Below are 20,860 nucleotides of genomic sequence, written 5' to 3'. Positions count from 1 at the left end.
GCATGAGTTTACCGAGCATTGAAGACATTAAGGCCGAGCTCGCCAAGGTCATTGACCCGGAGATTCGGCGCCCGATCACCGATCTGGGGATGGTGCGCTCCGTGGAGATCGACGAGGCCGGCAACGTGGTCGTCGGGATCGATCTGACCACGGCGGGGTGCCCGCTGCGGGACACGATCACAGCCGACACCCAGAACGTCGTGGGCGCGATGCCAGGCGTGGCATCCGTGACCGTGAGCATGGGCGTGATGAATGATGAGCAACGCGCCGAGCTGAAGAAGACCCTGCGCGGGGGCGAACCCGAGCGGGTCATCCCCTTCGCCCAGCCAGATAACCTCACGCGCGTGTACGCGATCACCTCCGGCAAGGGCGGCGTGGGCAAGTCCTCCATGACCGTCAACCTCGCCTCGGCGATGGCGAAGGAGGGCCTGAAGGTGGGCGTGGTCGACGCCGATATCTACGGCTTCTCGATCCCTCAAATGATGGGTGTGACCCACCCGCCGCAGGTGGTGGACAACATGATCATCCCACCGGTGGTGCACGACGTGAAGACGATCTCAATCGGCAACTTCATGTCGGAGAACGGCCCGGTGGTGTGGCGCGGCCCGATGCTGCACCGCGCGCTCGAGCAGTTCTTCGCGGACGTGTACTGGGGTGACTTGGACGTCCTCCTCATCGACCTGCCGCCGGGGACCGGCGACATCGCACTGTCGGTGTCCTCGCTCATCCCCAAGTCCGAGATCGTGCTGGTCACCACCCCGCAAGTGGCGGCGGCCGACGTGGCGGAGCGCGCGGGCCTCATGGCCAAGCAGACCGACCAGCGGGTGGTGGGCATCATCGAGAACATGTCCTACCTGGCGATGCCGGACGGCTCGCGCATGGAGATCTTCGGCGCGGGCGGCGGCGACGCCGTATCCGCCCAGCTCTCGCGCAATCTCGGCTACAACGTGCCGCTGCTGGCGCAAGTTCCGCTCGAGCAGGACCTGCGCGAGGGTGGCGACGCCGGCACCCCGTTCGCGATCCAGCCGGGCCAGTCGCCTGCGCAGGAGGTGATCCGGGCGGTGGCGAAGACCCTCGCCCATCGTGCCCGCGGGCTGGCTGGCCGCCCGCTCGGGGTCAAGCCAATCGACAACTAAGGTAAGTGACAGCGAAGAGTGTGCGTGGCCGGCATCGCCCCGGCCACGTTCGCGTTAAGATGCTGGTAAAGAGCAACAGAAAGGGGCGGTAGTGGATAAGGCCCAGTCGTGGACGTACGCCGAGCACATCGTCGCGGAATCGGACGTGGTGCGGGTGGCGCGTGAGCACGCCGCGGATCTGGGGGTGGAGGCGCTCTCGGCCGCCACCGGACATTTCCTCACCTGCCTCGCCGCGATGGGCGTGAAAACCATTGCGGAGATCGGCACGGGCACGGGCGTGTCGGCCCTCTACCTGTTGGCCGCCTCCACGGACTCGGTGCTGACCTCCATTGATACCGACGCCGAAGCGCAGGGATACGCGCGGGAGAACCTGGCCGCGGCCCACATTCGCCCCGGCCGCTTCCGGCTCATCAACGGCCGCAGTTCCGACATGCTCCCCCGGCTCGCCTCACGCTCCTATGACCTGGTGCTCGTGGACGGCGATCCGCTCGAAGCCGCGGGCGACGTGTCTGAGGCCCTGCGGATGCTGCGCCCGGGCGGCACGCTCGTGCTCTCCCACGCCCTGAACGACGATCGGGTAGCGGATCCGGCCCGCCGCGACGAGGCGACGGTGGCCCTGCGCAACCTTGGCCGGGAATTGATTGAGGCTGAAGACCTGGTCTCCAGCCTCATTCCCCTCGGGGACGGTGTGTTAGTGAGCGTCAAGCGCTAAAGCTCAAGGACCTTACCCAGGACCTCGTGGAGGGACTTGACCTCCTCGTCGCTCAGTTCGAGCACGAGGCGCCCTCCGCCTTCCAGAGGCATCCTCAAAGTCGTTCCGTGGAGGTCACGCTCCGCCTCGAGCGGCCCGTCTCCCGTTCTCGGTTTCATGGCTGCCATGGTTACTCCTTCCGGGGCACGTTTGCGCCCGATACTCATATTCTACGTTAATACGTGGACCGCGTCAGGTGTTCACTTGCGGCCCCGCCCCAGGTCGGTGGCGCGCGCTGGGCTTACTTCCCGTTCGAACGCTTCTCCTCCGCGAGCCGGTGGACGCCCTCGAGGACGGCCGCGACGGCGTCGTCGGCCGTGTCGACCACCTGGAAGAGCTTCTCGTGACCCTCGGAGATGTAGCCGTCGGCTAGCAGACGGCCCTCGATCCAGTCCACGAGCCCCGTCCAGTACTCGCTGCCCACGAGCACCACAGGGAAGCAGGAGACCTTGTTGGTTTGGACGAGGGTGAGGGCCTCGAACAGTTCGTCCATCGTGCCGTACCCGCCGGGCATGACGATGAAACCCAAGGAATACTTGACGAACATCATCTTACGGACGAAGAAGTAGCGGAAGTCGATGCCGACGTCGACATACTGGTTCATCCCCTGTTCGAAAGGCAGCTCGATGCCGAGGCCCACGGAGACCCCGCCGGCTTCGTGTGCGCCCTTGTTGCCGGCCTCCATGATGCCGGGGCCGCCGCCGGTGATGATGCCGTAGCCGTGGGAGACGAGCTCGCGCGCGATCTGTTCGGCGAGCTGGTAATACTTGTCGTCTTCCGGGGTGCGGGCGGAACCAAAGATGGAGATCGCCGGGCCGAGGTCGGCCAGCGCGCCGAAGCCTTCTACGAACTCGGCCTGGATTCGCATGATCCGCCAGGGCTCGGAGTGGATGAAGGAGGGGTCCTGGAATGGGCGCAAGAGCCTGGCATCCGTGGTGGTGTTCGGAATGTGCTTGCCCCGCAACATCACGGGGCCCTTACGGTAACGCTTCTTTTTTGCCATATGGCAAGCGTACAGGTCGCAGATGAACAGCTGGTGCATGCCCGCCCGGATCGACGACGACGCCGCTCGCCCGTTATGGCACGCATCACCACCACAACACACATATAATGCCATGGGCACAGGTCACAGGCCGTGCTACTCCTGTAAAATATCGGCCATGGATTACATGGATTTGGCCCGCGAAGCGGCGGCAAAGATCGCCGACGTGACGGGCGTCGATAAGCATGACATCGCGCTGACTCTCGGCTCTGGCTGGGGCGGGGCGGCCGACCTCATCGGTGAGGTCGTGGCTGAGATCCCGGCCGAGGAGATCCCCGGCTTTTCTAAGTCGGCGGTAGCCGGCCACGGAGGCAAACTCACCTCGATCCGCCTCAATGATGGCAAGCACGCCCTGGTGCTCGGGGCCCGCACCCACTTCTACGAGGGCAAGGGCGTGCGCGCCGTCGCTCACGGCGTGCGCACTGCGGCGGCCGCCGGAGCGAAGGTCTGCATCCTCACCAACGGATGCGGCTCCACCCGTGAGGAGACCGGCCCGGGTAGCGCCGTCCTCATCTCCGATCACATCAACCTGACCGCTACCTCCCCGCTTGAGGGCGCCACCTTCGTGGACCTCACGGACCTGTACTCGTCCCGCCTGCGCGGGATGGCTCACGACATCGATCCGGACCTGGCAGAGGGCGTCTACGTCCAGTTCCCAGGCCCGCACTACGAAACCCCGGCGGAGGTCCGCATGGCGGCCACGCTCGGCGGCGACCTCGTGGGCATGTCCACCGCACTCGAGGCGATCGCGGCACGTGAGATGGGGATGGAGATCCTCGGCATCTCGCTCGTGACGAATCTCGCCGCCGGTGTGGCGAGCGTCAAGCTTGACCACGCCGAAGTGCTCGAGGCTGGCAGGGCTGCCGGCCCGCGCATTTCCCAGCTTCTCGCGGACATCATTGAACGAATTGCGAAGGAGATGTGATGACCTCACAGCTTTTTGACGACGTCGCGGCGTGGATTGCCGCCGACCCCTCGGCTTCCGACCGAGCCGAGCTCGAGGCGCTTCTTGCGGCGGCTAAGGCCGGCGACGCCGATGCCACGGCCGATCTTGAAGACCGTTTTTCTGGCACGCTCCAGTTCGGCACCGCCGGCCTGCGCGGCGTCATGGAGGCCGGGCCGAACCGAATGAACGCGGCGGTTGTGCGCCGGGCCGCCGCCGGCCTGGTCGCGTGGCTGAAGGAGACGGTGGCCGACGACTTCGTGGTTGTCATCGGCTACGATGCCCGCTACCACTCGGATGAGTTCGCGCGCGACACGGCCGCGATCGTCACTGCCGCAGGCGGCACCGCCCACCTCATGCCCTTCCAGCTGCCCACCCCATTGCTAGCGTACGCCGTGCGCAAGTACGGGGCCGACGCCGGCGTGATGGTCACCGCCTCGCACAACCCGCCCAAGGACAACGGCTACAAGGTCTACCTCGGCGGGCGCGCGGCCAGCGCGGACGGCAACGGCGTGCAGATCATCCCGCCGGTCGATAGCGAGATCGCGGCTAAGATCGCGGCCGCCCCCGCGGCGAACGAGGTCCCGATGGCGGAGGGCTGGAATGTCATCCCCGCCTCGATCGTGGACGACTACGTGGCCGACACCCTCGCCCAGGTGGCAGACGGCCCGCGCGATCTGAAGATCGTCTACACCGCCATGCACGGCGTGGGCAAGAGCCTGGTCCACCCGCTGCTCGAGGCAGCGGGCTTCACCGATGTCGTCGACGTCCCCTCGCAGATCGAGCCCGACCCGGACTTCCCCACCGTCGCCTTCCCCAACCCGGAGGAGGCCGGCGCGCTGGATGAGGCGATCAAGGTGGCGCAGGAGGTGGGCGCCGACATCATCATCGCCTCCGATCCCGACGCCGACCGCTGCTCGGCCGCCATCCCCACCCCGTCTGGCTGGCGTCAGCTGTCAGGCGACGAGATCGGCTCGGTCCTGGGCGAGCAAGTGGGCGCAGCCGCGGCAGCCGCCGGTACGAAGGGCTCGCTTGCCTCGTCGATCGTGTCCTCCCAGCTGCTGTCCCAGATCGCCGCACACCACGGGTTGGACTACCACTCGACCCTGACGGGCTTTAAGTGGATCGCGCGTGCCAAGGACATCCTCTTCGGCTACGAGGAGGCCATCGGGTTCTGCTCCTACCCGGAGCTGGTGAAGGACAAGGACGGCGTCTCGACCGCACTCGTGCTCGCCATCACGGCGGCGAAGATGAAGGCCGAGGACAAGTCCATCCAGGACGTGCTCGATGCCCTGGCGATCCGCCACGGCCTGTACCTCACCGCCCCGGTGACGGTGCGCGTGGATGACCTGTCGATCATCCCGGCCACGATGGCGAAGGTGCGCAACGAGCCGCCCACCGAGCTGCTCGGCCTGCCCGTGGCCTCCATCGAGGACCTGTCCGAGGGCAACGCCGACCTCCCGCCCACGGACGCGTTGCGCATCCGCACCTCCGAGGGCGACCGCGTGATTGTACGCCCATCAGGCACCGAGCCAAAGGTCAAGTGCTACCTCGAAGTGATCGTGCCCGTGGCCGACGCCGACTCGCTCCCGCAGGCGCGTGAGGCGGCCAAGGAGCGCATGGAGCGCTTCAAGGCAGATGTGGCGCAGATGCTCACACTCTAAGCACCTGCGTACACGCGAAGGCCCCCGAAAAATCGGGGGCCTTCGCGTTTCACCAGCTGGCGGCGTCTCCGTGGACCGCACGTGCGGGAGGCAGTCACGCGGCTCGCGTCAACGCCTCCGATTCCGTAGATACTAGTTGGCGAATCCTTCGATGACGGCGCGCGAGGAGGACAGGCCGAGGCGGCTGGCGCCGGCCTCGATCATCGCCTTGGCGGTCTCGGCGTCGCGGATGCCGCCGGAGGCCTTGACCCCGAGGTCCTCACCCACGGTCTCGCGCATGAGCTTGACGGCGTGGGCGGAGGCGCCACCTGCCGGGTGGAATCCAGTGGAGGTCTTGACATAGTCAGCGCCGGCCTCGGCCGCACACTTGCAGGCCTCGACGATCTCCTCGTCCGTCAGCACGGCGGACTCGATGATGACCTTGAGCAGGGCGTACGGGATCGCGTCGCGGACCACGGCGATGTCGTAGCCGAGCGCGTCCCAGTCGTGCTCCTTGGCGTAGCCGAGGTTGATGACCATGTCCACCTCGTCGGCACCGGCGGCAACCGCGCGGGCGGCCTCGGCGGCCTTGATCTCGGAGGCCACGGCGCCCGAGGGGAAGCCGACCACAACGCACAGCTTGACGTCGCCCAGCTCGATGCTGGCCGGCAGCGGGAGCATCGACGGGGAGACGCACACCGAGAAGGTGCCGAGCTCCTTGGCCTCCTCGACCAGCTTGGCCACGTCCTCGATGGTGGCCTCCGGCTTGAGCAGGGTGTGGTCGATCATCTTTGAAACTTCAGTCATGTTTACTCCTTCATAGGTTGCGGGAGCACTGCCCACACAAGCCGTGTCCAGTGCCCAAAGGCGGGCAGCGGCGTTGACCGCTGCGCCATGGAAAAGATGGGGACGCGATACACGGATCCCGACCCCGGGTCGTAGATGGATAGTTCAGGTGAGTCATCGGCGGCCGGCAGTGCCAGCACGACGTGCCGGGGCACGGCGCGTGCCACGCCCTCGGCGAGGTCTCCCCCGGTGAAGAGGGGCACGGGCAGGCCGACGCCGGCGGCGTGCCACGCCCATTGCAGGATCGCGCGCCCGCGTTCGGTGTCCGTATCCACGGGCGTGCTGACGTAGGTGACGTCATAGCCCGCCTGCCGGGCGATCGCCGTCATCTCCCTGGCCACCGCCCACGGCGGCGAGCCGAAGGCGGCCGGCCAGGTGAGCGGGCCGAGCGCCCGGCGGCGCAACTGGGCGTAGATCTCAGCTTCGGCACGCTCCGGCCCCTCGCGCTCCACACGCTCGCGCAGGAGCGGGTCGAAGAGCATACCGGCGGCCAGCACCACCATGGCGCCACAGGTCTGACCCGTGGACTGGGCCAGCCGGCGGCCCCCGTATGGCTCGCCCGCCGCGTCGTCGGCGAACCAGTCCTCGGCCACGAAATCATCGGGCCAGGAGAACTGGATCGGGGTCACGACCGGGCGGGCGAGCCGCGCGAGAATAGTGGACAGGTTCACTTGGCGATGCGATCCAGCACGACCGACTCGCGCGGCCTGTACTCTCCGCCGATCACGACGCCGCCCTCGAGCGCCTCAAGCGCACGCGGGATACGGCCATCTTCGTCGGTGAGGAAGGTCATGAGCTTCTCGCCCTTCTTCACCGTGTCGCCCGGCTTCTTGTACAGCTCGATGCCCGCAGCCAGCTGGACCGGCTCCTCCTTGAAGGCACGGCCGGCACCCAAGCGCCACGAGGCCACGCCCACAGCGAGCGCGTCGAGCTCGGTGAGCACACCATCCTCATCGGCCAACACGTCGTGAGAGTGCTTGGCCACCGGGAGCGGGGCGTCCGGATCACCGTCCTGGGCACGGATCATCTCGCGCCACTTGTCCATGGCACGCCCGTCCTTGAGCGCCTCTTCGATGTCCGCGTCGGGCTGGCCGGCTGCGGTGAGCATCTCGCGCGCGAGCGCCAGGGTGAGCTCGACGACGTCGGCCGGTCCCCCGCCCGCGAGCACCTCCACCGACTCGGCGATCTCGGGGGCGTTGCCCACCTTGAGGCCGAGCGGGGTGGACATGTCGGTGAGCAGGGCGGTGGTGGTGACGCCGGCGTCGGTACCGAGGTCGACCATCGTGCGGGCCAACTCCTGGGCCATCGACAGGTCCTTCATGAAGGCGCCCGAGCCGACCTTGACGTCGAGGACGAGCGAGTCGGTGCCCTCGGCGATCTTCTTCGACATGATCGAGGAGGCGATGAGTGGGATGCAGTCCACGGTAGCCGTCACGTCACGAAGCGCGTACAGCTTCTTGTCCGCCGGCGCCAGGCCGGAGCCCGCCGCGCAGATCACCGCGCCGCAGCCGGCGAGCTGGGTCATGACCTCGTCGTTGCTGAGCGCCGCGCGCCAGCCGGGGATGGCCTCGAGCTTGTCGAGCGTGCCGCCCGTGTGGCCCAGCCCGCGGCCTGAGAGCTGTGGGACGGCCACGCCGTAGACAGCCACGAGCGGGGCTAGCGGCAGGGTGATCTTATCCCCCACGCCGCCCGTGGAGTGCTTGTCCGCGGTGGGCTTGCCCAACGAGGCGAAGTCCATCCGCTCACCCGAGTTGATCATTGCCTGGGTCCACTGGGCGATCTCCTCCCGGTCCATCCCGTTGAGGAAGATCGCCATCGCGAGCGCGGCCATCTGCTCATCGCCCACCACGCCACGGGTGTAGGCGTCAATCGTCCAATTGATTTCGGGAAGCGTCAACTTGTTCTTGTTGCGCTTGGCCCGGATGATGTCAACGACATCAAACTGTTCCGTCATATCAGTCCTTAAAAACCGTCTTCGCCATGTCAACGCTGTCTTCGCTGCCGTACGCGGTGAGGTCACGCGGCCCGAAGGCCTCCGGGAGCACGTACGTCATCGGCTGGGGTCCCGTCTTGGGCATGTACACCAGCAGCTCCGGCCCTCCGAATTCGTACAGCAACTGACGGCAACGGCCGCAGGGAACCGCGGTTTCGCCGTCGCCCTTCACACACCACACCGCCGCGAGCTGACCCCCGCCCGAGCGGACGAGCGCGGAAACCATACCGTTCTCCGCACACGTGCCCAGGCCGTAGGAGGCGTTCTCCACGTTGCAACCGGAGACATAGCGGCCATCGGTGGTCACGCCCGCCGCCCCCACCGGGTAACCCGAGTACGGCGCGTAGGCGCTATGCATTGCTTCAATCGCCAGTTCTTTTAAGGCGTTCCAGTCAATATTCATGATTTCATGTAGGGGATATTCTCGGCCGCCGGCGGCTTGGACTTACCCACGAAGCCGGCCACGGCAATGATGGTCACAATGTAAGGGATCATGTTGAGCAGGTTGGACGGGATACCGCTGTGTAGCGAGGGCACGAGTTGGGCAACCGCGCGGGCGAAGCCGAACATGACGGCCGCGCCCATGGCACCCACCGGGTGCCACTTACCGAGGATCATGGCCGCGAGGGCGATGTATCCATTACCTGCGGAAATGTTGTCCGTGAACGCCAGGCCCGTTCCGATGGTGAACGAGGCGCCACCGAAGCCGGCCATCGCCGATCCGAGGATCGTGTTGCGCGTGCGGGTGCGGTTGACGTTGATGCCCACCGTGTCCGCGGCCCTCGGATGCTCGCCACAGGCGCGCAGGCGTAGGCCCCAGCGGGAACGGAAGATGAAGATCGCCAGGAAGATCACCGCGGCGTACATGACGTAGACGATGATGGTCTGGTTGAACAGCATCGGGCCGATCACCGGAATCTCGGACAGGCCCGGGATCTTGATCGCACTCAGCGAGTAGCGGTTCGTGTTGAACAGCTGCTGGTCCTGGGTCATGATCGTGTCGTAGAAGAACGCGGTCAGACCGAGCGCCAGCACATTGAGCACCACGCCCACGATGATCTGGTCCACGCCGTAGCGCACCGCGAACAGGGCGAGCAGGGCGCCGAGCAGCGCGCCGGCCACCGGGGCGAAGAGGAGGCCGATGTAAGCGTTCTTGAAGAACGACGCCGCCATCACGCCCGCGAACGCACCCGCCAGGAGCTGGCCCTCAATGTTAATGTTGACCACGCCCACGCGCTCACAGATCACGCCGGACATCGCGCCGAAGATGAGCGGGGTGGAGATCGCCACCGTCGCACCCAGGGTGGAGGTCAGCGTGACCGCGCCCGCCGAACCGGCGCCCGCGAAGATGAGGAAGGACAGGATGGTCACGGTGCCCACCAGGAGCATCGTCACCAGGTCCAGGGTGCGGCCCATCTTGCCGTACTTGCCACGCGAGAGCGTGGACAGGATCGACCAGACGGTGCCGGCGAGTGCGATGATGGCAAACACCCACAGGAACAGCGGGGCGTCAATCGTGGCATCGTCCATCGTGTAGGACTGGCTACGGTGCCCCAGGCGCAGGATCGTCTCACCCTTGGCGTTCAGTGCGAAGAAGACCAACAGGAGGGTCGCCAACGCGTACGTGATCGGAAGCTTCCACGACAGGCGAGTCTTCACTTCCTCATTCTCCGCCACCTGCGGAGCCTCGTTGCGAACGTCAACGCTCATTGCTGGCCTCCCTTGTTCAGCTCGTCGGTCGCTTCCGCGGTGTCCTCTGCCACGCTGATCCGGCTCTCGTCGCGCACGGGCTTGACGCTCTCAGTGACGACGCCGGCCGCCACCAGGTCATTCGCGTTCTCTTCGGTCACGTCGATGCCGCGCTCGGTCAGCGTGATGTACTGGCGCAGCGTGACGGTGTTCGTTGACGGCAGGCGGAAGATCCAGCGCACGAGCGCCGGGGCCGCGATGAGGAGAACGATGATGGACTGCAAGATGAGGATCATGTCAACCGGCACGCCCCTGGTCTGCATGATGTAACCGCCGGCCTTGAAGGCGCCGAACAGCAGGCCCGCGAAAAAGGTGCCGAGCGGCTTGTTGCGGCCAAGGAGTGCCACCGTGATCGCGTCGAAGCCGACCGTACCGGCCACGTTCGACGAGACGTACCCGATGGTGCCGAGCGCCTCGTTCGCGCCGGCGAGCCCGAGGAAAGAGCCGGAGACGACCATCGTCAGCGTGGTCACCTTGCCCACCGAGATGCCCGCGGTACGGGCAGCGTTCGGGTTGGCGCCCACCGCGCGGACCTCGAAACCGAAGGTCGAGCGCTCGAGCACCCACCAAAACAGGATCGTGGCCAGGATGGCGATGATGATACCCGCGTGGAGCTTGAACGGCGCGGGCAGCAACGGGCTGAGCGCGGCCGAATCGGCCACGGTCGGCGTTTTCGGGAAAGACGAGCCGGGCACCTGCCAGGCCGGCTGCAAAAGGATGTAGCCAAGGGCGAGGGTGGCGATCGAGTTGAGCATGATCGTCACGATCACCTCGTTCGCGCCCGTGCGCGCCTTGAGCACGCCCGCGATTCCCGCGTACAGCGCGCCGGCCACGATGCCCGCCAGCAGGGCGATCAGGGTGTGGATGACCGGCGGGAAGGACATGTTGAAGCCCACCCACGCCGCGCCGAGCGCGCCGAAGATCAGCTGGCCGGCGCCGCCAATGTTGAACAAGCCGGCGCGGAAGCCGAAAGCCAAGCCCAGGCCGCCGATGATGAGCGGGATGGCATAGAAGAAGGAGTCGGTAATCGGCTTGATCTGGCGAACGAAGGTCGAACCCTGCGGGTCGAAGATCGCGCCGCGGAACATCGCATAGTAGGCCTCAAGCACGTTCGAGCCGGTGAGCGCAATAAGAATGCCACCGATGACGAACGCGATGAGCACCGCGAGCACCGACACGAGCCAGCCGGAGCGCACGCACCTGTAGGCCAAGCCCTTGATGTAGGTGCCCACGCCCGCCTTGCGCGGGGAGGTCGTATTCTGAGCCATTTAGAGCTCCTCCTTCGGGGTCTGCGACATCGCCAGGGCCTCCTCCTGGGGCACGCCGGCCATCATGAGGCCGAGCGCGTCACGCGAGGTGTCAGCGGGGACGGTGCCGATCACGCGGCCGCGGTACATGACGACGATCCTGTCAGCGAGCGCCACCACCTCATCCAATTCGGAGGACACGAGGAGCACCGGGGTGCCCGCGTCGCGCACCTCCACGATGCGCTTGTGGATGAACTCGATCGAGCCGACGTCCACGCCGCGGGTGGGCTGGTTCGCGATCAGCAGCTCAAGGTCACGCGAGAGCTCACGGGCCACGACCACCTTCTGCTGGTTACCGCCCGACAGGGTGGAGATTGGGTCGTAGACCGAGGTCAAGCGGATGTCGTACTCCTCCTGCTTGTCCAGCGAATTCTTGTGAATGACCTTGGGGCGAAGCACGCCGCCAGCCGAGAACGGCTTGTCACGGTACTGGTCGAGCACCAGATTCTCGGCGATCGAGAAGCTGGCAATCACGCCGTCCTTGGAGCGATCCTCGGGGATCTGGCCGATGCCGTCTTCGATGGTCTGACGCACGCCGTGTGCGGTGATATCGGTGCCGTTGAGCGAAATCGTGCCGCCCGCAGGCTCCTGCAGGCCGACGATGGTCTCCGCAAGCTCGGTCTGGCCGTTGCCCTGCACACCGGCGATGGCCACGACCTCACCCTTGTTCACCTCGAAGCTCACGCCGTCGAGCACCCTGGTGCCGGCGGAGTCGAACGCGGTGAGGTTGTCAACCACCAGGCCCGGGCCGGCCAGTTTGGCCGGCTCCTTCTCCACCTGCATCATGACCGGGCGACCCACCATGAGGGTGGCCAGCTCGGCCTCGGTGGAGGTCGGGTCTGCCGCCCCCACCACCTTGCCACGACGGATGACCGTGATGTCGTCCGCAACGGCGCGGACCTCACGAAGCTTATGGGTAATAAAGACGATCGAGGTACCGGCGTCCGCGAGCTGGCGCATGATCGCCATCAGCTCGTCCGTCTCCTGCGGGGTGAGCACAGCAGTGGGCTCATCGAGGATGAGGACGCGGGCGTCACGCGAGAGCGCCTTAACAATCTCCACGCGCTGCTGCGCGCCAACAGGGAGATCCTCAATCTTGGCATCCGGGTCAAGGTCAAAGCCGAAGCGGGCGGAGACGTCCTTGACGAGCTTGCGCGCCTTGGCGATATCAATGAGGCCCGCGGCCTTCGTGGGCTCGTATCCCAACGCGATCGACTCGGCGACCGTGAAGACGGGGATGAGCATGAAGTGCTGGTGGACCATGCCGATGCCGGCGGCAACCGCGTCGCCGGGACCGTTGAACTTCTGGGGCTTATCATCCAGAAGAATTTCGCCCTCGTTCGGCTCGTAGAGGCCGTAGAGAACATTCATCAACGTTGATTTACCTGCGCCATTCTCACCGAGAAGCGCATGGATGTGGCCTGGTTCGACCACAAGGTCAATGTGGTCGTTCGCCACGAGGGTCCCAAACCGCTTGGTGATCCCTCTCAGTTCGAGTTTCACGTGTCTGCCTTCCTGTGACAGTAAACGGGGAGGCCCGGCCCTGGACGGGCCGGGCCTCCCCAGGTTGCTTAGACAGGACTAGTTGCTCTTCGGAGAGGCGTCAGACTCAACCTTGAGCTCGCCAGACTTGATCTGCTCCTCGAGCTTGATGATCGCATCCTTCAGCTCGGCCGGAACCTTGTCCTCGAAGTTGTGGTACGGAGCGATGGACACGCCACCGTTCTCGAGGGTACCCACGTACGGATCGGACGAGAACGTGCCCTCCGAGCCAGCCTTGATCGTATCCTCGACGGAGGCCGCGATCTCCTTCATGACCGAGGTCAGCATGAGGTCGGCGTAGTCGGGAGCGGTATTGAACCAGTCGGAGTCAACACCGATGAACATGACGTCGCCAGCCTCTTGGGCGGCAGCGGCGGCACCGAGGCCGACCGGGCCGGCAACCGGCATGATGACGTCAGCGCCCTGGTCGATGAACTGCTGGGCCTGCTGCTTGCCGAGAGTCTGGTCATCGAAGGAGTTGGTGAACGCACCGGCCTGCGAAGCCTTGTCCCAGCCGAGAAGCTTGACGGAGGTGCCCATGTCCTCGTTGTACTTGGCCACGCCGTCGGCGAAGCCGTCCATGAAGATGGTGACCGACGGGATCTGCAGGCCGCCGAAGGTGGCGACCGTGCCGGTCTTGGTCATGCCAGCTGCCAGGTAACCGGCGAGGTAGGCGGCCTCGGCGGTGTTGAAGACGAGCGGGCGGCCGTTCTCAACCGTGACGGTGGCGTCGCCGTCGGTGAAGAAGGAGTCGACCAGGCCGAACTCGATGTCCGGGTTGTTCGCAGCGGCATCCTGGAGCGGCTGCTCGAGCAGGAAGCCAACGCCGATGATCATGTTGCAGCCGTCAGCGACCATGGCCTCGACATTCGGCGCGAAATCCGCGTCCGAGGACGACTCGGCCGTCTTGACCTGGATACCGAGCGACTCCTTGCTCTGCATGAGGCCGTTGTATGCGGATTCGTTGAACGAGCGGTCATCCCAACCGCCGGCGTCCGAGACGAGGCAGGCCTTAAAGTTGGACTTGCCCCCTTCCGAACCGTTGTCCCCGCCGCCAGAGCAGGCGCTGAGTGCAAGAGCAGTTGAGGCCAAGACGGCCGCAAACTTCTTGAAATTCCTCACGGATAACTCCTTCGTAACCTTCGTGTGCTACTTTCACTACCCCTGTGCAGTGATCACATCAACTTTAGCGCGCGTGTGCGCGGTTGTCGCACAGTGACGAATCTGTAATCTTTTCGCAATAATCCCGTTTAACAGTTATTAGCTATCTGTGCACTAATGTATGTTCCCGGGATTTTACCGAATTTCGTCCATACCCACGGCAGAAATCTGCTCTACGATAGCTTTCACTTCTTGCGAACACGCAATATTAGTGACGAGAATCGCATTTTCCGACTCGACAATCACCGCATTTTCTAAACCGAGTACGGCAATTGGCTTCGAATGCGTGTACACGAGCGCGCCCGGGGAGTCGATCGCGATCACCGGCTGCGCTCTCCCGCCTGGGGCCACGTGCGCGCTCCCGTCCAGTAGCTCTCGCAGCGAGGCGTAGTCGCCGACGTCGGACCAGCCCATCTCCACCGGCACGACGGCGACCCCGCCCATCTCGGCCAGCGGCTCGGCGATCGCGTGGTCGATGGCGATCTTCTTCAGCTCCGGCCAGTGTTCGGCGAGCACGTCCGGCCCCGCCGCCGTGTCGTAGGCCGCCGCGATCGCCATGATCCCCGCGTACAACCCCGGCTGGAAGCGCTCGAGCGCGCCGAGCAGCACCGAGGTCTTGACCACGAACATCCCCGCGTTCCACCGGTACTGATCGGTGGCGAGATACTTGGCGGCCGTGGCGGCGTCGGGCTTTTCCACGAAGCGCTGCACGTGGCGCGCCGTCCCCTCTTCCGCAAGCACCTCCCCCTCGTAGATGTAGCCAAAGCCGGTGGCCGGGTGGTCGGGAGTGATGCCGATGGTGGTGAGGTACCCCATCTCGGCGGCTCGCTCGGCCTCCGCGAGCGCCGCATGGAACGCCGGTACGTCGGCAATGAGGTGATCCGCGGCGAACGATCCGATCACGACGTCCCCCGCACGCTTGGCGATGACGGCCGCGGCGAGCGCGATGGCGGCCATGGAATCGCGCGGTGAGGGCTCGGCGATGATCGCGTCCTCCCCCAACTCGGGCAGCTGGGCGGCCACCGCGTCGCGGTGCGCCACGCCTGTCACCACCGTCACGGTCTCCGACACGGGCGCGAGCCGGTCATAGGTCTGCTGGATGAGCGTGCGCCCGGCCCCCGTGAGGTCGGTGAGGAACTTCGGGTAGTTGCGCCGCGAGAGCGGCCACAGGCGCGTGCCGGCACCGCCGGCGGGAACGATGGCGTGGATCATTGCTCATCCTCAATCACGACGTCGCCCCTCTTGACGGCGGCGTTCTTCGAATTGGTGGTGTAGTGAGTGGAGGCGTAGAAGGCGTCCCACGCCCCATCCTTATAATCCTGGCGGGCCTTGGCGAGCGCGGCCTCGGCCTCGCGCATGCCCTGTTCGGCGGCCTCGATCCGCTTCCGGGCGCGCCGTTCGCGCAGGCCCTTCCACTCCGGGGTCTGCTCGGCGGTGGGCTCGGGCGGGTCGGGGGCGATGATGCCCGAGCGCGGGTCATGCGCCCAGCTCTTCGTGTCGGGTACGGATTCCGTGACATAGTTCGGGGTCTCCTCCAGGTGCTCCACCTGGGAGGGCGTGGGCTTGCCGGGGGCGGGCGGGTTGGCCGCCACGCACGCCGCAACGAGCAGGAGCCGACCGAGGAAGTTGATCCACAGAAGCAGCGTGGCGATCGCGGCGAAACCGGCGAGCAGCGCGTTGTTCGACGCCGAACCCACCACGGCCGTGCCTGCGGTTCTCAGCACGGCTGATCCGATCGCGGCCGTCACCCCGCCGAGTGCCAGGTCACGCAGCGGGGTCTTGACCCCGGACATGACGCGGATGAGGTACATGACCACGGCGGCGTCGATGACGAAGGCCGCCGCGTAGGTGCCGGCCGTGATGAGGGAGTTGCCCGCGCCGCCCGAGATGCCGAGGAAGTCGAAGACCCTCTCCCCAAAGAGCTGGGTGACCGAGACGAGCAGCGTGGTGGACAGCACCCCAAGTCCGAGCACCAGGAATCCCGACAGGTCGAGCAGCTTGGCGGCCACGGCATTGCGGGGGACCATGATGATGCCGAACATCGACTGGATCGTCATGCGCAACCCGCCCATGAGCGAGATCGACGACCATAACAACACGAGCAGCGCAACGAGGGAGGCCAGGTTGAATGGATCCTCCACGATCAGGTCATTCGGATCGAGCAGGCCGCCCGCGTTCGCCTCGGTCTTGAGGATGCCGGGCAGAGCCGTGTCGATCGTGGCGAAGAGGTTTTCGCGCAGCTGATCATTGCCGCCCAGAGTATAGGAGAAGACGGTCAGCCCGATGGTGAGCGCTCCGGCCAGCGCGAACAGCGCCGAGTAGGCGATGCCGCCGGAGAGCTGGGCGCCGCGAGCCACCCCGTAGCGCTGGAAGGCCCGTACGATCCGCAGGTTCATCACCCACTCAACGAGCCGGATGGCCTTGCGCACCGCCACCGGCGGAGGGCTTTTCTTTTCTCGGATCTGCGCGCTCATGTCTCTCCTTAGTCCTGGTAGTCAACGATGAGCGGCGCGTGATCCGACCAGCGCATATCGTACTGGCTGGCCCGATCCACCCGGGCATCGACGGCGAGCGCCGCCAGGTCCGGGGTGGTCATCTGGTAGTCGATGCGCCACCCGGCGTCGTTATCGAAGGCCTTGCCGCGCTGGGACCACCACGTGTATGGGCCCTGCGCCTCGCCCACCAGCGCCCGCTGCGTGTCCACATAGTCGGCGAACCAGCGGTCGAGGTAGGCGATCTCGGAATCGAGCACGCCGGCGGTCTTGTTGTGGTTGGGCTTCCAGTTCTTGATGTCGAGCGGGGTGTGGACGATGTTGAAGTCCCCCGCCACGAGCACGTGCGGGAGGTCGGCCGGGCGCTCGGCCCGTAGCGCGGCCAAGCGCAACGTCACCCTGTCAAGGTGAGAATACTTGGCCGCCATCTTCTCCGCGTTATCCGCCACCCCCGAATGCAGGTAGGCCGAGACGAAGGTGGTGCCCAGCTCCGGCACGTCCACCTCGATCCAGCGCCCAGTATCCACGGCCGGCTCCGCGAGCGCGCCCGCATCGTCCGGTTCCAAACCCGCTTGCAGGCCGCGGCGCACGGCGCCCAGCTCATACTCGGTCTTCACCGCCACCGCCACGCCGGCGCGCCCCTTGAGGGCGGAGGCCTGCTCCACCACGTGGTAGCGATCGCCGATCAGGCCAGCGACCAGCTCCTCGGGCGCGCGCACCTCCTGGAGCAAGATGACGTCCGCGTCCGCGGCCTCGATCCACTCCCCCATGCCCTTGCGGGCGGCTGCACGGATTCCATTGACGTTGACTGTGGCGACAAGCATGCGACCTCCTCGCTCCAAGCATACGGGCTGGCTCCGACATTCGCAGGGGCGGCCGGTGCCGCTACGCCCGTGGCTAACGACGCCGGCGCCCCCGGTTACGTCCGTTTAGACCCGCCCGGCCGCGGCATTCTCCCCGGCCTCGACCACGTTGAGCAGGAGAGTGGCGCGGGTCATCGGCCCCACCCCGCCCGGGTTGGGCGAGAAGTAGCCGGCCACCTCTCGAACCGCCGGGTCGACGTCGCCGATGATCTTGTTCTTGCCCGTTGCAGGATCGAGCCTTCGGGTGACGCCCACGTCGAACACGGCGGATCCGGGCTTGACCATGTCGGGCGTGATGAGTCCGGCCACGCCGGCGGCGGCCACCACGACGTCGGCCTCCCGGGTGTGCCGGGCGAGGTCGCGGGTGCCGACGTGGCAGGCGATGACCGTAGAGCCGACCTTCTCGTGGGTGAGCAGGAGGGAGAGCGGGCGGCCGGCAGTTTGGCCTTGACCCACCACGCACACCACCGCGCCGGCCCACTCGACGCCGTGGCGCTGGCCGAGCTCCACAATGCCGCGCGGAGTGCAGGCGATCGGGGTGGGCAGCTCGCCGCGCGAGGTGGAGGCGAGCCGGCCGACGTTGAGCGGGCTCAGCCCGTCCACGTCCTTCGCCGGCGCCATCGCCTCCACGATCCGCTCCGTGTCGCACTGCGGGGGCAGCGGGAGCTGGACGATGAAGCCGGTGACGGCCGAGGCCTGGTTGAAGTGCTCGACGGCGGCGAGCACGTCCTCGGTGTTGGCCTCCCGTGGTAGCTCGATGCGCAGCGACTGGATGCCGACTTCGGCGCAGTCGCGGTGCTTGGCGTCCACGTAGATCTTCGACCCCGGGTCATCCCCTACGAGGATCGTGCCCAGCCCGAGCACAACTCCGCGCTCGCGCAGGGCGGCCGTGCGCGCGGCGACCTCTTCCTTGATCGAGGCCGCCGTGGCCTTTCCGTCCATGAGGATCATGCGAACTGGTCCAGCCCTTCGTACAGCGGGAAGTCGGCGGCGAGCTTGGCAGTGCGGGCGCGTAGGGCCGCCACGTCCGCATCCTTGCCGTCGCGCAGGGCGGTGGCGATGACGTCAGCGACCTCGCGGAACTCATCCGCGCCAAAGCCGCGGGTGGCAAGCGCCGGGGTGCCGATGCGCAGGCCGGAGGTGACAGCGGCCGGGCGCGGGTCGAACGGCACGGTGTTGCGGTTGACCGTGATGCCGACCTCGTGGAGCAGGTCCTCCCCCTCCTGGCCGTTGAGCTCGGCGTCGCGCAGGTCCACCAGCACGAGGTGGACGTCGGTGCCACCGGAGACCACCGCGATACCCTTCTCGGCCACGTCGGGCTGGGCGAGGCGCTCGGCCAGGATCTTCGCGCCCTCGAGCGTGCGGCGCTGACGGTCTTTGAACTCGGCCGTGGCCGCGATCTTCAGCGCGATCGCCTTGGCCGCCACCACATGCATGAGCGGGCCGCCCTGCTGGCCGGGGAAGACGGCCGAGTTGAGCTTACGGCCGAAGGTCTCCGCGTCACGGGAGAGAATCATGCCGGAGCGGGGCCCGCCGATGGTCTTGTGGATCGTGGTGGTGACGACGTCGGCATAGGGCACCGGGTTCGGGTGCAGGCCGGCGGCCACAAGGCCCGCGAAGTGCGCCATGTCCACCCACAGGTAGGCGCCGACCTCGTCGGCGATGTCGCGGAAGGCCTGGAAGTCGAGGTGGCGCGGGTAGGCCGACCAGCCGGCGATGATGAGCTTCGGCTTGTGCTCGAGGGCCTTGGCCCGCACGTCGTCCATGTCGATGAGATACGTGTCGGGCGAGACGCCGTAGGCGACCACGTTGTAGTTCTTGCCCGAGAAGTTGATCTTCATCCCGTGGGTGAGGTGGCCGCCGTGGGAGAGCTCGAGGCCCATGATCGTCTCCCCTGGCTTGAGCAGGGCGTGGTAGATGGCGGCATTCGCCTGGGCGCCCGAGTGCGGCTGGACGTTGGCGTACTCGGCGCCGAACACGGCCTTGGCTCGCTCGATCGCGAGCGATTCGGCCACGTCCACGAACTCGCACCCACCGTAGTAGCGCTTGCCAGGGTAGCCCTCGGCGTACTTGTTGGTCAGCACCGAGCCCTGCGCTTGGAGCACGGCGCGGGGCACGAAGTTTTCGGAGGCGATCATCTCGAGCTGTTCGCGCTGGCGGTTCAGCTCATCATCAAGAACCTTCGCGATGTCCGGGTCGAGGTCGCGCAGCGACTGGTTGAAAAGGTCGGTCATCAGAATCTCCCCATATCTGGCCCGTAGGCCCTATGCGACCACGTGCCCAGGCGAACGACCCGCGGTCAATTCTGTGCCGCTCCCCGGTGGTGACCACCTACGCCAGTCGCGACCCGCCCAGTCTACCCCAGCCCTTCTTCTTGCCGACCGGGCGGTACGAGCTGTGAGACTTACCGTCTTAGAGCGCGAACGACGCCCGAGCCGTGGGCCCGCGTCCCCGGCGCGGCGGGCGATGGTGCGCGGCCGGCGTCGCCCACCAGACGTTTAGGAGAAGATAACGGTGCGGTTGCCGTTCATGAGGATGCGATGCTCGGCGTGCCACTTGACCGCCCGGGAAAGCACCTGGCGCTCGACCTCAGCGCCCTTGGCGCGAAGCTCGCGCTCGTCGTCGTCGTGAGCCACGCGCACCACGTCCTGCTCGATGATCGGGCCCTCGTCCAGGTCGGAGGTGACGTAGTGGGCGGTGGCGCCGATGAGCTTGACCCCGCGCGAGAAGGCCTGCTGGTAGGGGCGGGCCCCCTTGAAGGAGGGAAGGAAGGAGTGGTGGATGTTGATGACGTTGCCGGCCAGGCGCTCGCACAGCTCCGAGGACAGGATCTGCATGTAGCGGGCGAGCACCACCAGTTCCACGCCCTCGTCCTCGATGAGCTGGAGTAGCTCGGCCTCGGCCTCCGCCTTCGTCTCGGCGCTGATCGGGATGTGGATGAAACGCTTGTTGTAGAAGTCGGCCAGCGGCTGGAGAGTGGTGTGGTTACCCACCACGCCCACGATGTCGATGGGCAGGAGCCCTTCGCGGTTTTTCGACAGGAGGTCGGACAGGCAGTGAGCGTCCTTCGTGACCATGACCAGGGTGCGCAGGGGCGCGTCAGCCTCCGACAGCTGGTAGGTCATCTGGTGGTTGGCCGCGAGCTGGGCGAACGCCGCCTCAATCGTGGCCTTTCCGCCGGGCACGCGCGCCCGGATGCGGACGAAGAAGTATCCCGACTCGGGGTCATTGAACTGCTGGGATTCCATGATGTTGCCGCCCACGGAGGCGAGCAACCCGGTGATGGCGTAGGTGATGCCCGGCTTGTCGGGGCACTTTACGGTCAGGATGAGGTCCTCAGTCATTGCAACAGGATAGGACAAAGCGGGCGCGGGGGCGCAATCCGGCCGAAG

Annotated in this window: 20 protein-coding genes and 1 riboswitch; of the genes, 4 read left to right on the top strand and 16 right to left on the bottom strand. The window is 66.3% G+C overall.

Features of this window, described 5'->3' with window-relative positions:
- Window positions 1–2: 2 nt before the first annotated feature.
- Both QPC17_RS02635 and QPC17_RS02630 read left to right on the top strand, forming a co-directional pair.
- A complete protein-coding gene (locus tag QPC17_RS02635) occupies window positions 3–1,136 on the top strand; it encodes an Mrp/NBP35 family ATP-binding protein (RefSeq protein ID WP_068538470.1) in 1,134 nt (377 codons plus the stop codon).
- A gap of 91 nt (window positions 1,137–1,227) precedes the next feature.
- Window positions 1,228–1,848 carry an O-methyltransferase gene (locus QPC17_RS02630; protein WP_068538471.1) on the top strand — a complete coding sequence of 207 codons (621 nt, stop codon included), beginning with the start codon at window positions 1,228–1,230 and terminating at the stop codon, window positions 1,846–1,848.
- Here the strand turns inward: QPC17_RS02630 and QPC17_RS02625 are convergent.
- Together QPC17_RS02625 and QPC17_RS02620 are read right to left on the bottom strand one after the other, a co-directional pair.
- Window positions 1,845–2,015, bottom strand: a complete 171-nt coding sequence (locus tag QPC17_RS02625) for a DUF3117 domain-containing protein (protein WP_068538472.1) — start codon at window positions 2,013–2,015, stop codon at window positions 1,845–1,847. The two genes, QPC17_RS02630 and QPC17_RS02625, sit on opposite strands and share 4 nt — an antisense overlap.
- Before the next feature lie 113 nt (window positions 2,016–2,128).
- Window positions 2,129–2,890, bottom strand: a complete 762-nt coding sequence (locus tag QPC17_RS02620; protein ID WP_062613959.1) for an LOG family protein — start codon at window positions 2,888–2,890, stop codon at window positions 2,129–2,131.
- A gap of 157 nt (window positions 2,891–3,047) precedes the next feature.
- Here QPC17_RS02620 and QPC17_RS02615 point away from each other — a divergent pair, with 157 nt between their 5' ends.
- Both QPC17_RS02615 and QPC17_RS02610 read left to right on the top strand, forming a co-directional pair.
- Window positions 3,048–3,854: a purine-nucleoside phosphorylase gene (locus tag QPC17_RS02615; RefSeq protein WP_210382909.1), complete on the top strand. Its 807-nt coding sequence runs from the start codon at window positions 3,048–3,050 to the stop codon at window positions 3,852–3,854.
- Window positions 3,854–5,536 carry a phospho-sugar mutase gene (locus QPC17_RS02610; RefSeq protein WP_062613925.1) on the top strand — a complete coding sequence of 561 codons (1,683 nt, stop codon included), beginning with the start codon at window positions 3,854–3,856 and terminating at the stop codon, window positions 5,534–5,536. The genes QPC17_RS02615 and QPC17_RS02610 overlap by 1 nt, the downstream gene beginning before the upstream one ends.
- A gap of 132 nt (window positions 5,537–5,668) precedes the next feature.
- Here QPC17_RS02610 and deoC read toward each other — a convergent pair whose 3' ends face one another.
- The 14 genes from deoC to purU form a co-directional block, all read right to left on the bottom strand.
- Entirely contained in the window at window positions 5,669–6,322 is a 654-nt protein-coding gene (gene deoC, locus QPC17_RS02605) for a deoxyribose-phosphate aldolase (RefSeq protein WP_068538474.1), read from the bottom strand.
- Window positions 6,323–6,324: 2 nt separating this feature from the next.
- A complete protein-coding gene (locus QPC17_RS02600; RefSeq protein WP_062613923.1) occupies window positions 6,325–7,032 on the bottom strand; it encodes a hypothetical protein in 708 nt (235 codons plus the stop codon).
- Window positions 7,029–8,315 carry a thymidine phosphorylase gene (locus QPC17_RS02595; protein ID WP_062613922.1) on the bottom strand — a complete coding sequence of 429 codons (1,287 nt, stop codon included), beginning with the start codon at window positions 8,313–8,315 and terminating at the stop codon, window positions 7,029–7,031. The genes QPC17_RS02600 and QPC17_RS02595 overlap by 4 nt, the downstream gene beginning before the upstream one ends.
- A gap of 1 nt (window position 8,316) precedes the next feature.
- Window positions 8,317–8,757, bottom strand: coding sequence for a cytidine deaminase (locus tag QPC17_RS02590; RefSeq protein ID WP_062613921.1), 441 nt, complete (start codon window positions 8,755–8,757; stop codon window positions 8,317–8,319).
- The gene (locus QPC17_RS02585; RefSeq protein ID WP_068538475.1) at window positions 8,754–10,064 is read right to left on the bottom strand and encodes an ABC transporter permease; all 1,311 of its coding nucleotides are present in this window, start codon (window positions 10,062–10,064) and stop codon (window positions 8,754–8,756) included. The genes QPC17_RS02590 and QPC17_RS02585 overlap by 4 nt, the downstream gene beginning before the upstream one ends.
- Window positions 10,061–11,371, bottom strand: coding sequence for an ABC transporter permease (locus QPC17_RS02580; protein ID WP_285347435.1), 1,311 nt, complete (start codon window positions 11,369–11,371; stop codon window positions 10,061–10,063). Before QPC17_RS02580 ends, QPC17_RS02585 begins: the two co-directional genes overlap by 4 nt.
- Window positions 11,372–12,913, bottom strand: coding sequence for an ABC transporter ATP-binding protein (locus QPC17_RS02575; RefSeq protein ID WP_062613919.1), 1,542 nt, complete (start codon window positions 12,911–12,913; stop codon window positions 11,372–11,374).
- Between the two features lie 78 nt (window positions 12,914–12,991).
- Window positions 12,992–14,074 carry a BMP family lipoprotein gene (locus QPC17_RS02570; RefSeq protein WP_062613918.1) on the bottom strand — a complete coding sequence of 361 codons (1,083 nt, stop codon included), beginning with the start codon at window positions 14,072–14,074 and terminating at the stop codon, window positions 12,992–12,994.
- Window positions 14,075–14,248: 174 nt separating this feature from the next.
- Window positions 14,249–15,325, bottom strand: a complete 1,077-nt coding sequence (locus QPC17_RS02565) for a mannose-1-phosphate guanylyltransferase (protein ID WP_070447275.1) — start codon at window positions 15,323–15,325, stop codon at window positions 14,249–14,251.
- A complete protein-coding gene (locus QPC17_RS02560) occupies window positions 15,322–16,587 on the bottom strand; it encodes a YihY/virulence factor BrkB family protein (RefSeq protein ID WP_285347434.1) in 1,266 nt (421 codons plus the stop codon). The genes QPC17_RS02565 and QPC17_RS02560 overlap by 4 nt, the downstream gene beginning before the upstream one ends.
- Before the next feature lie 8 nt (window positions 16,588–16,595).
- Entirely contained in the window at window positions 16,596–17,429 is an 834-nt protein-coding gene (locus QPC17_RS02555; RefSeq protein ID WP_068538478.1) for an exodeoxyribonuclease III, read from the bottom strand.
- A gap of 105 nt (window positions 17,430–17,534) precedes the next feature.
- A complete protein-coding gene (locus QPC17_RS02550) occupies window positions 17,535–18,419 on the bottom strand; it encodes a tetrahydrofolate dehydrogenase/cyclohydrolase catalytic domain-containing protein (RefSeq protein WP_068538479.1) in 885 nt (294 codons plus the stop codon).
- Window positions 18,416–19,702, bottom strand: a complete 1,287-nt coding sequence (gene glyA, locus QPC17_RS02545; protein WP_068538480.1) for a serine hydroxymethyltransferase — start codon at window positions 19,700–19,702, stop codon at window positions 18,416–18,418. Before glyA ends, QPC17_RS02550 begins: the two co-directional genes overlap by 4 nt.
- Window positions 19,703–19,739: 37 nt before the next feature.
- A riboswitch (ZMP/ZTP riboswitch) is annotated at window positions 19,740–19,822 on the bottom strand.
- Between the two features lie 144 nt (window positions 19,823–19,966).
- Window positions 19,967–20,812 carry a formyltetrahydrofolate deformylase gene (purU, locus tag QPC17_RS02540; RefSeq protein WP_062613912.1) on the bottom strand — a complete coding sequence of 282 codons (846 nt, stop codon included), beginning with the start codon at window positions 20,810–20,812 and terminating at the stop codon, window positions 19,967–19,969.
- Window positions 20,813–20,860 lie beyond the last annotated feature (48 nt).

Source organism: Trueperella bernardiae (assembly GCF_030246965.1).
Taxonomy (GTDB): domain Bacteria; phylum Actinomycetota; class Actinomycetes; order Actinomycetales; family Actinomycetaceae; genus Trueperella; species Trueperella bernardiae.
Note: the sequence above shows the minus strand (reverse complement) of the source record. Positions and strands in the feature narration are given on the sequence as shown.

Bases quoted from the DNA above. Each gene is read 5' to 3' on its own strand.
- QPC17_RS02635 (WP_068538470.1), top strand. From the start codon at position 3: ATGAGTTTACCGAGCATTGAAGACATTAAGGCCGAGCTCGCCAAGGTC.
- QPC17_RS02625 (WP_068538472.1), bottom strand. From the start codon at position 2,015: ATGGCAGCCATGAAACCGAGAACGGGAGACGGGCCGCTCGAGGCGGAG.
- QPC17_RS02620 (WP_062613959.1), bottom strand. From the start codon at position 2,890: ATGGCAAAAAAGAAGCGTTACCGTAAGGGCCCCGTGATGTTGCGGGGC.
- QPC17_RS02615 (WP_210382909.1), top strand. From the start codon at position 3,048: ATGGATTACATGGATTTGGCCCGCGAAGCGGCGGCAAAGATCGCCGAC.
- QPC17_RS02610 (WP_062613925.1), top strand. From the start codon at position 3,854: ATGACCTCACAGCTTTTTGACGACGTCGCGGCGTGGATTGCCGCCGAC.
- deoC (WP_068538474.1), bottom strand. From the start codon at position 6,322: ATGACTGAAGTTTCAAAGATGATCGACCACACCCTGCTCAAGCCGGAG.
- QPC17_RS02595 (WP_062613922.1), bottom strand. From the start codon at position 8,315: ATGACGGAACAGTTTGATGTCGTTGACATCATCCGGGCCAAGCGCAAC.
- QPC17_RS02590 (WP_062613921.1), bottom strand. From the start codon at position 8,757: ATGAATATTGACTGGAACGCCTTAAAAGAACTGGCGATTGAAGCAATG.
- QPC17_RS02585 (WP_068538475.1), bottom strand. From the start codon at position 10,064: ATGAGCGTTGACGTTCGCAACGAGGCTCCGCAGGTGGCGGAGAATGAG.
- QPC17_RS02580 (WP_285347435.1), bottom strand. From the start codon at position 11,371: ATGGCTCAGAATACGACCTCCCCGCGCAAGGCGGGCGTGGGCACCTAC.
- QPC17_RS02565 (WP_070447275.1), bottom strand. From the start codon at position 15,325: ATGATCCACGCCATCGTTCCCGCCGGCGGTGCCGGCACGCGCCTGTGG.
- QPC17_RS02560 (WP_285347434.1), bottom strand. From the start codon at position 16,587: ATGAGCGCGCAGATCCGAGAAAAGAAAAGCCCTCCGCCGGTGGCGGTG.
- QPC17_RS02555 (WP_068538478.1), bottom strand. From the start codon at position 17,429: ATGCTTGTCGCCACAGTCAACGTCAATGGAATCCGTGCAGCCGCCCGC.
- QPC17_RS02550 (WP_068538479.1), bottom strand. From the start codon at position 18,419: ATGATCCTCATGGACGGAAAGGCCACGGCGGCCTCGATCAAGGAAGAG.
- glyA (WP_068538480.1), bottom strand. From the start codon at position 19,702: ATGACCGACCTTTTCAACCAGTCGCTGCGCGACCTCGACCCGGACATC.
- purU (WP_062613912.1), bottom strand. From the start codon at position 20,812: ATGACTGAGGACCTCATCCTGACCGTAAAGTGCCCCGACAAGCCGGGC.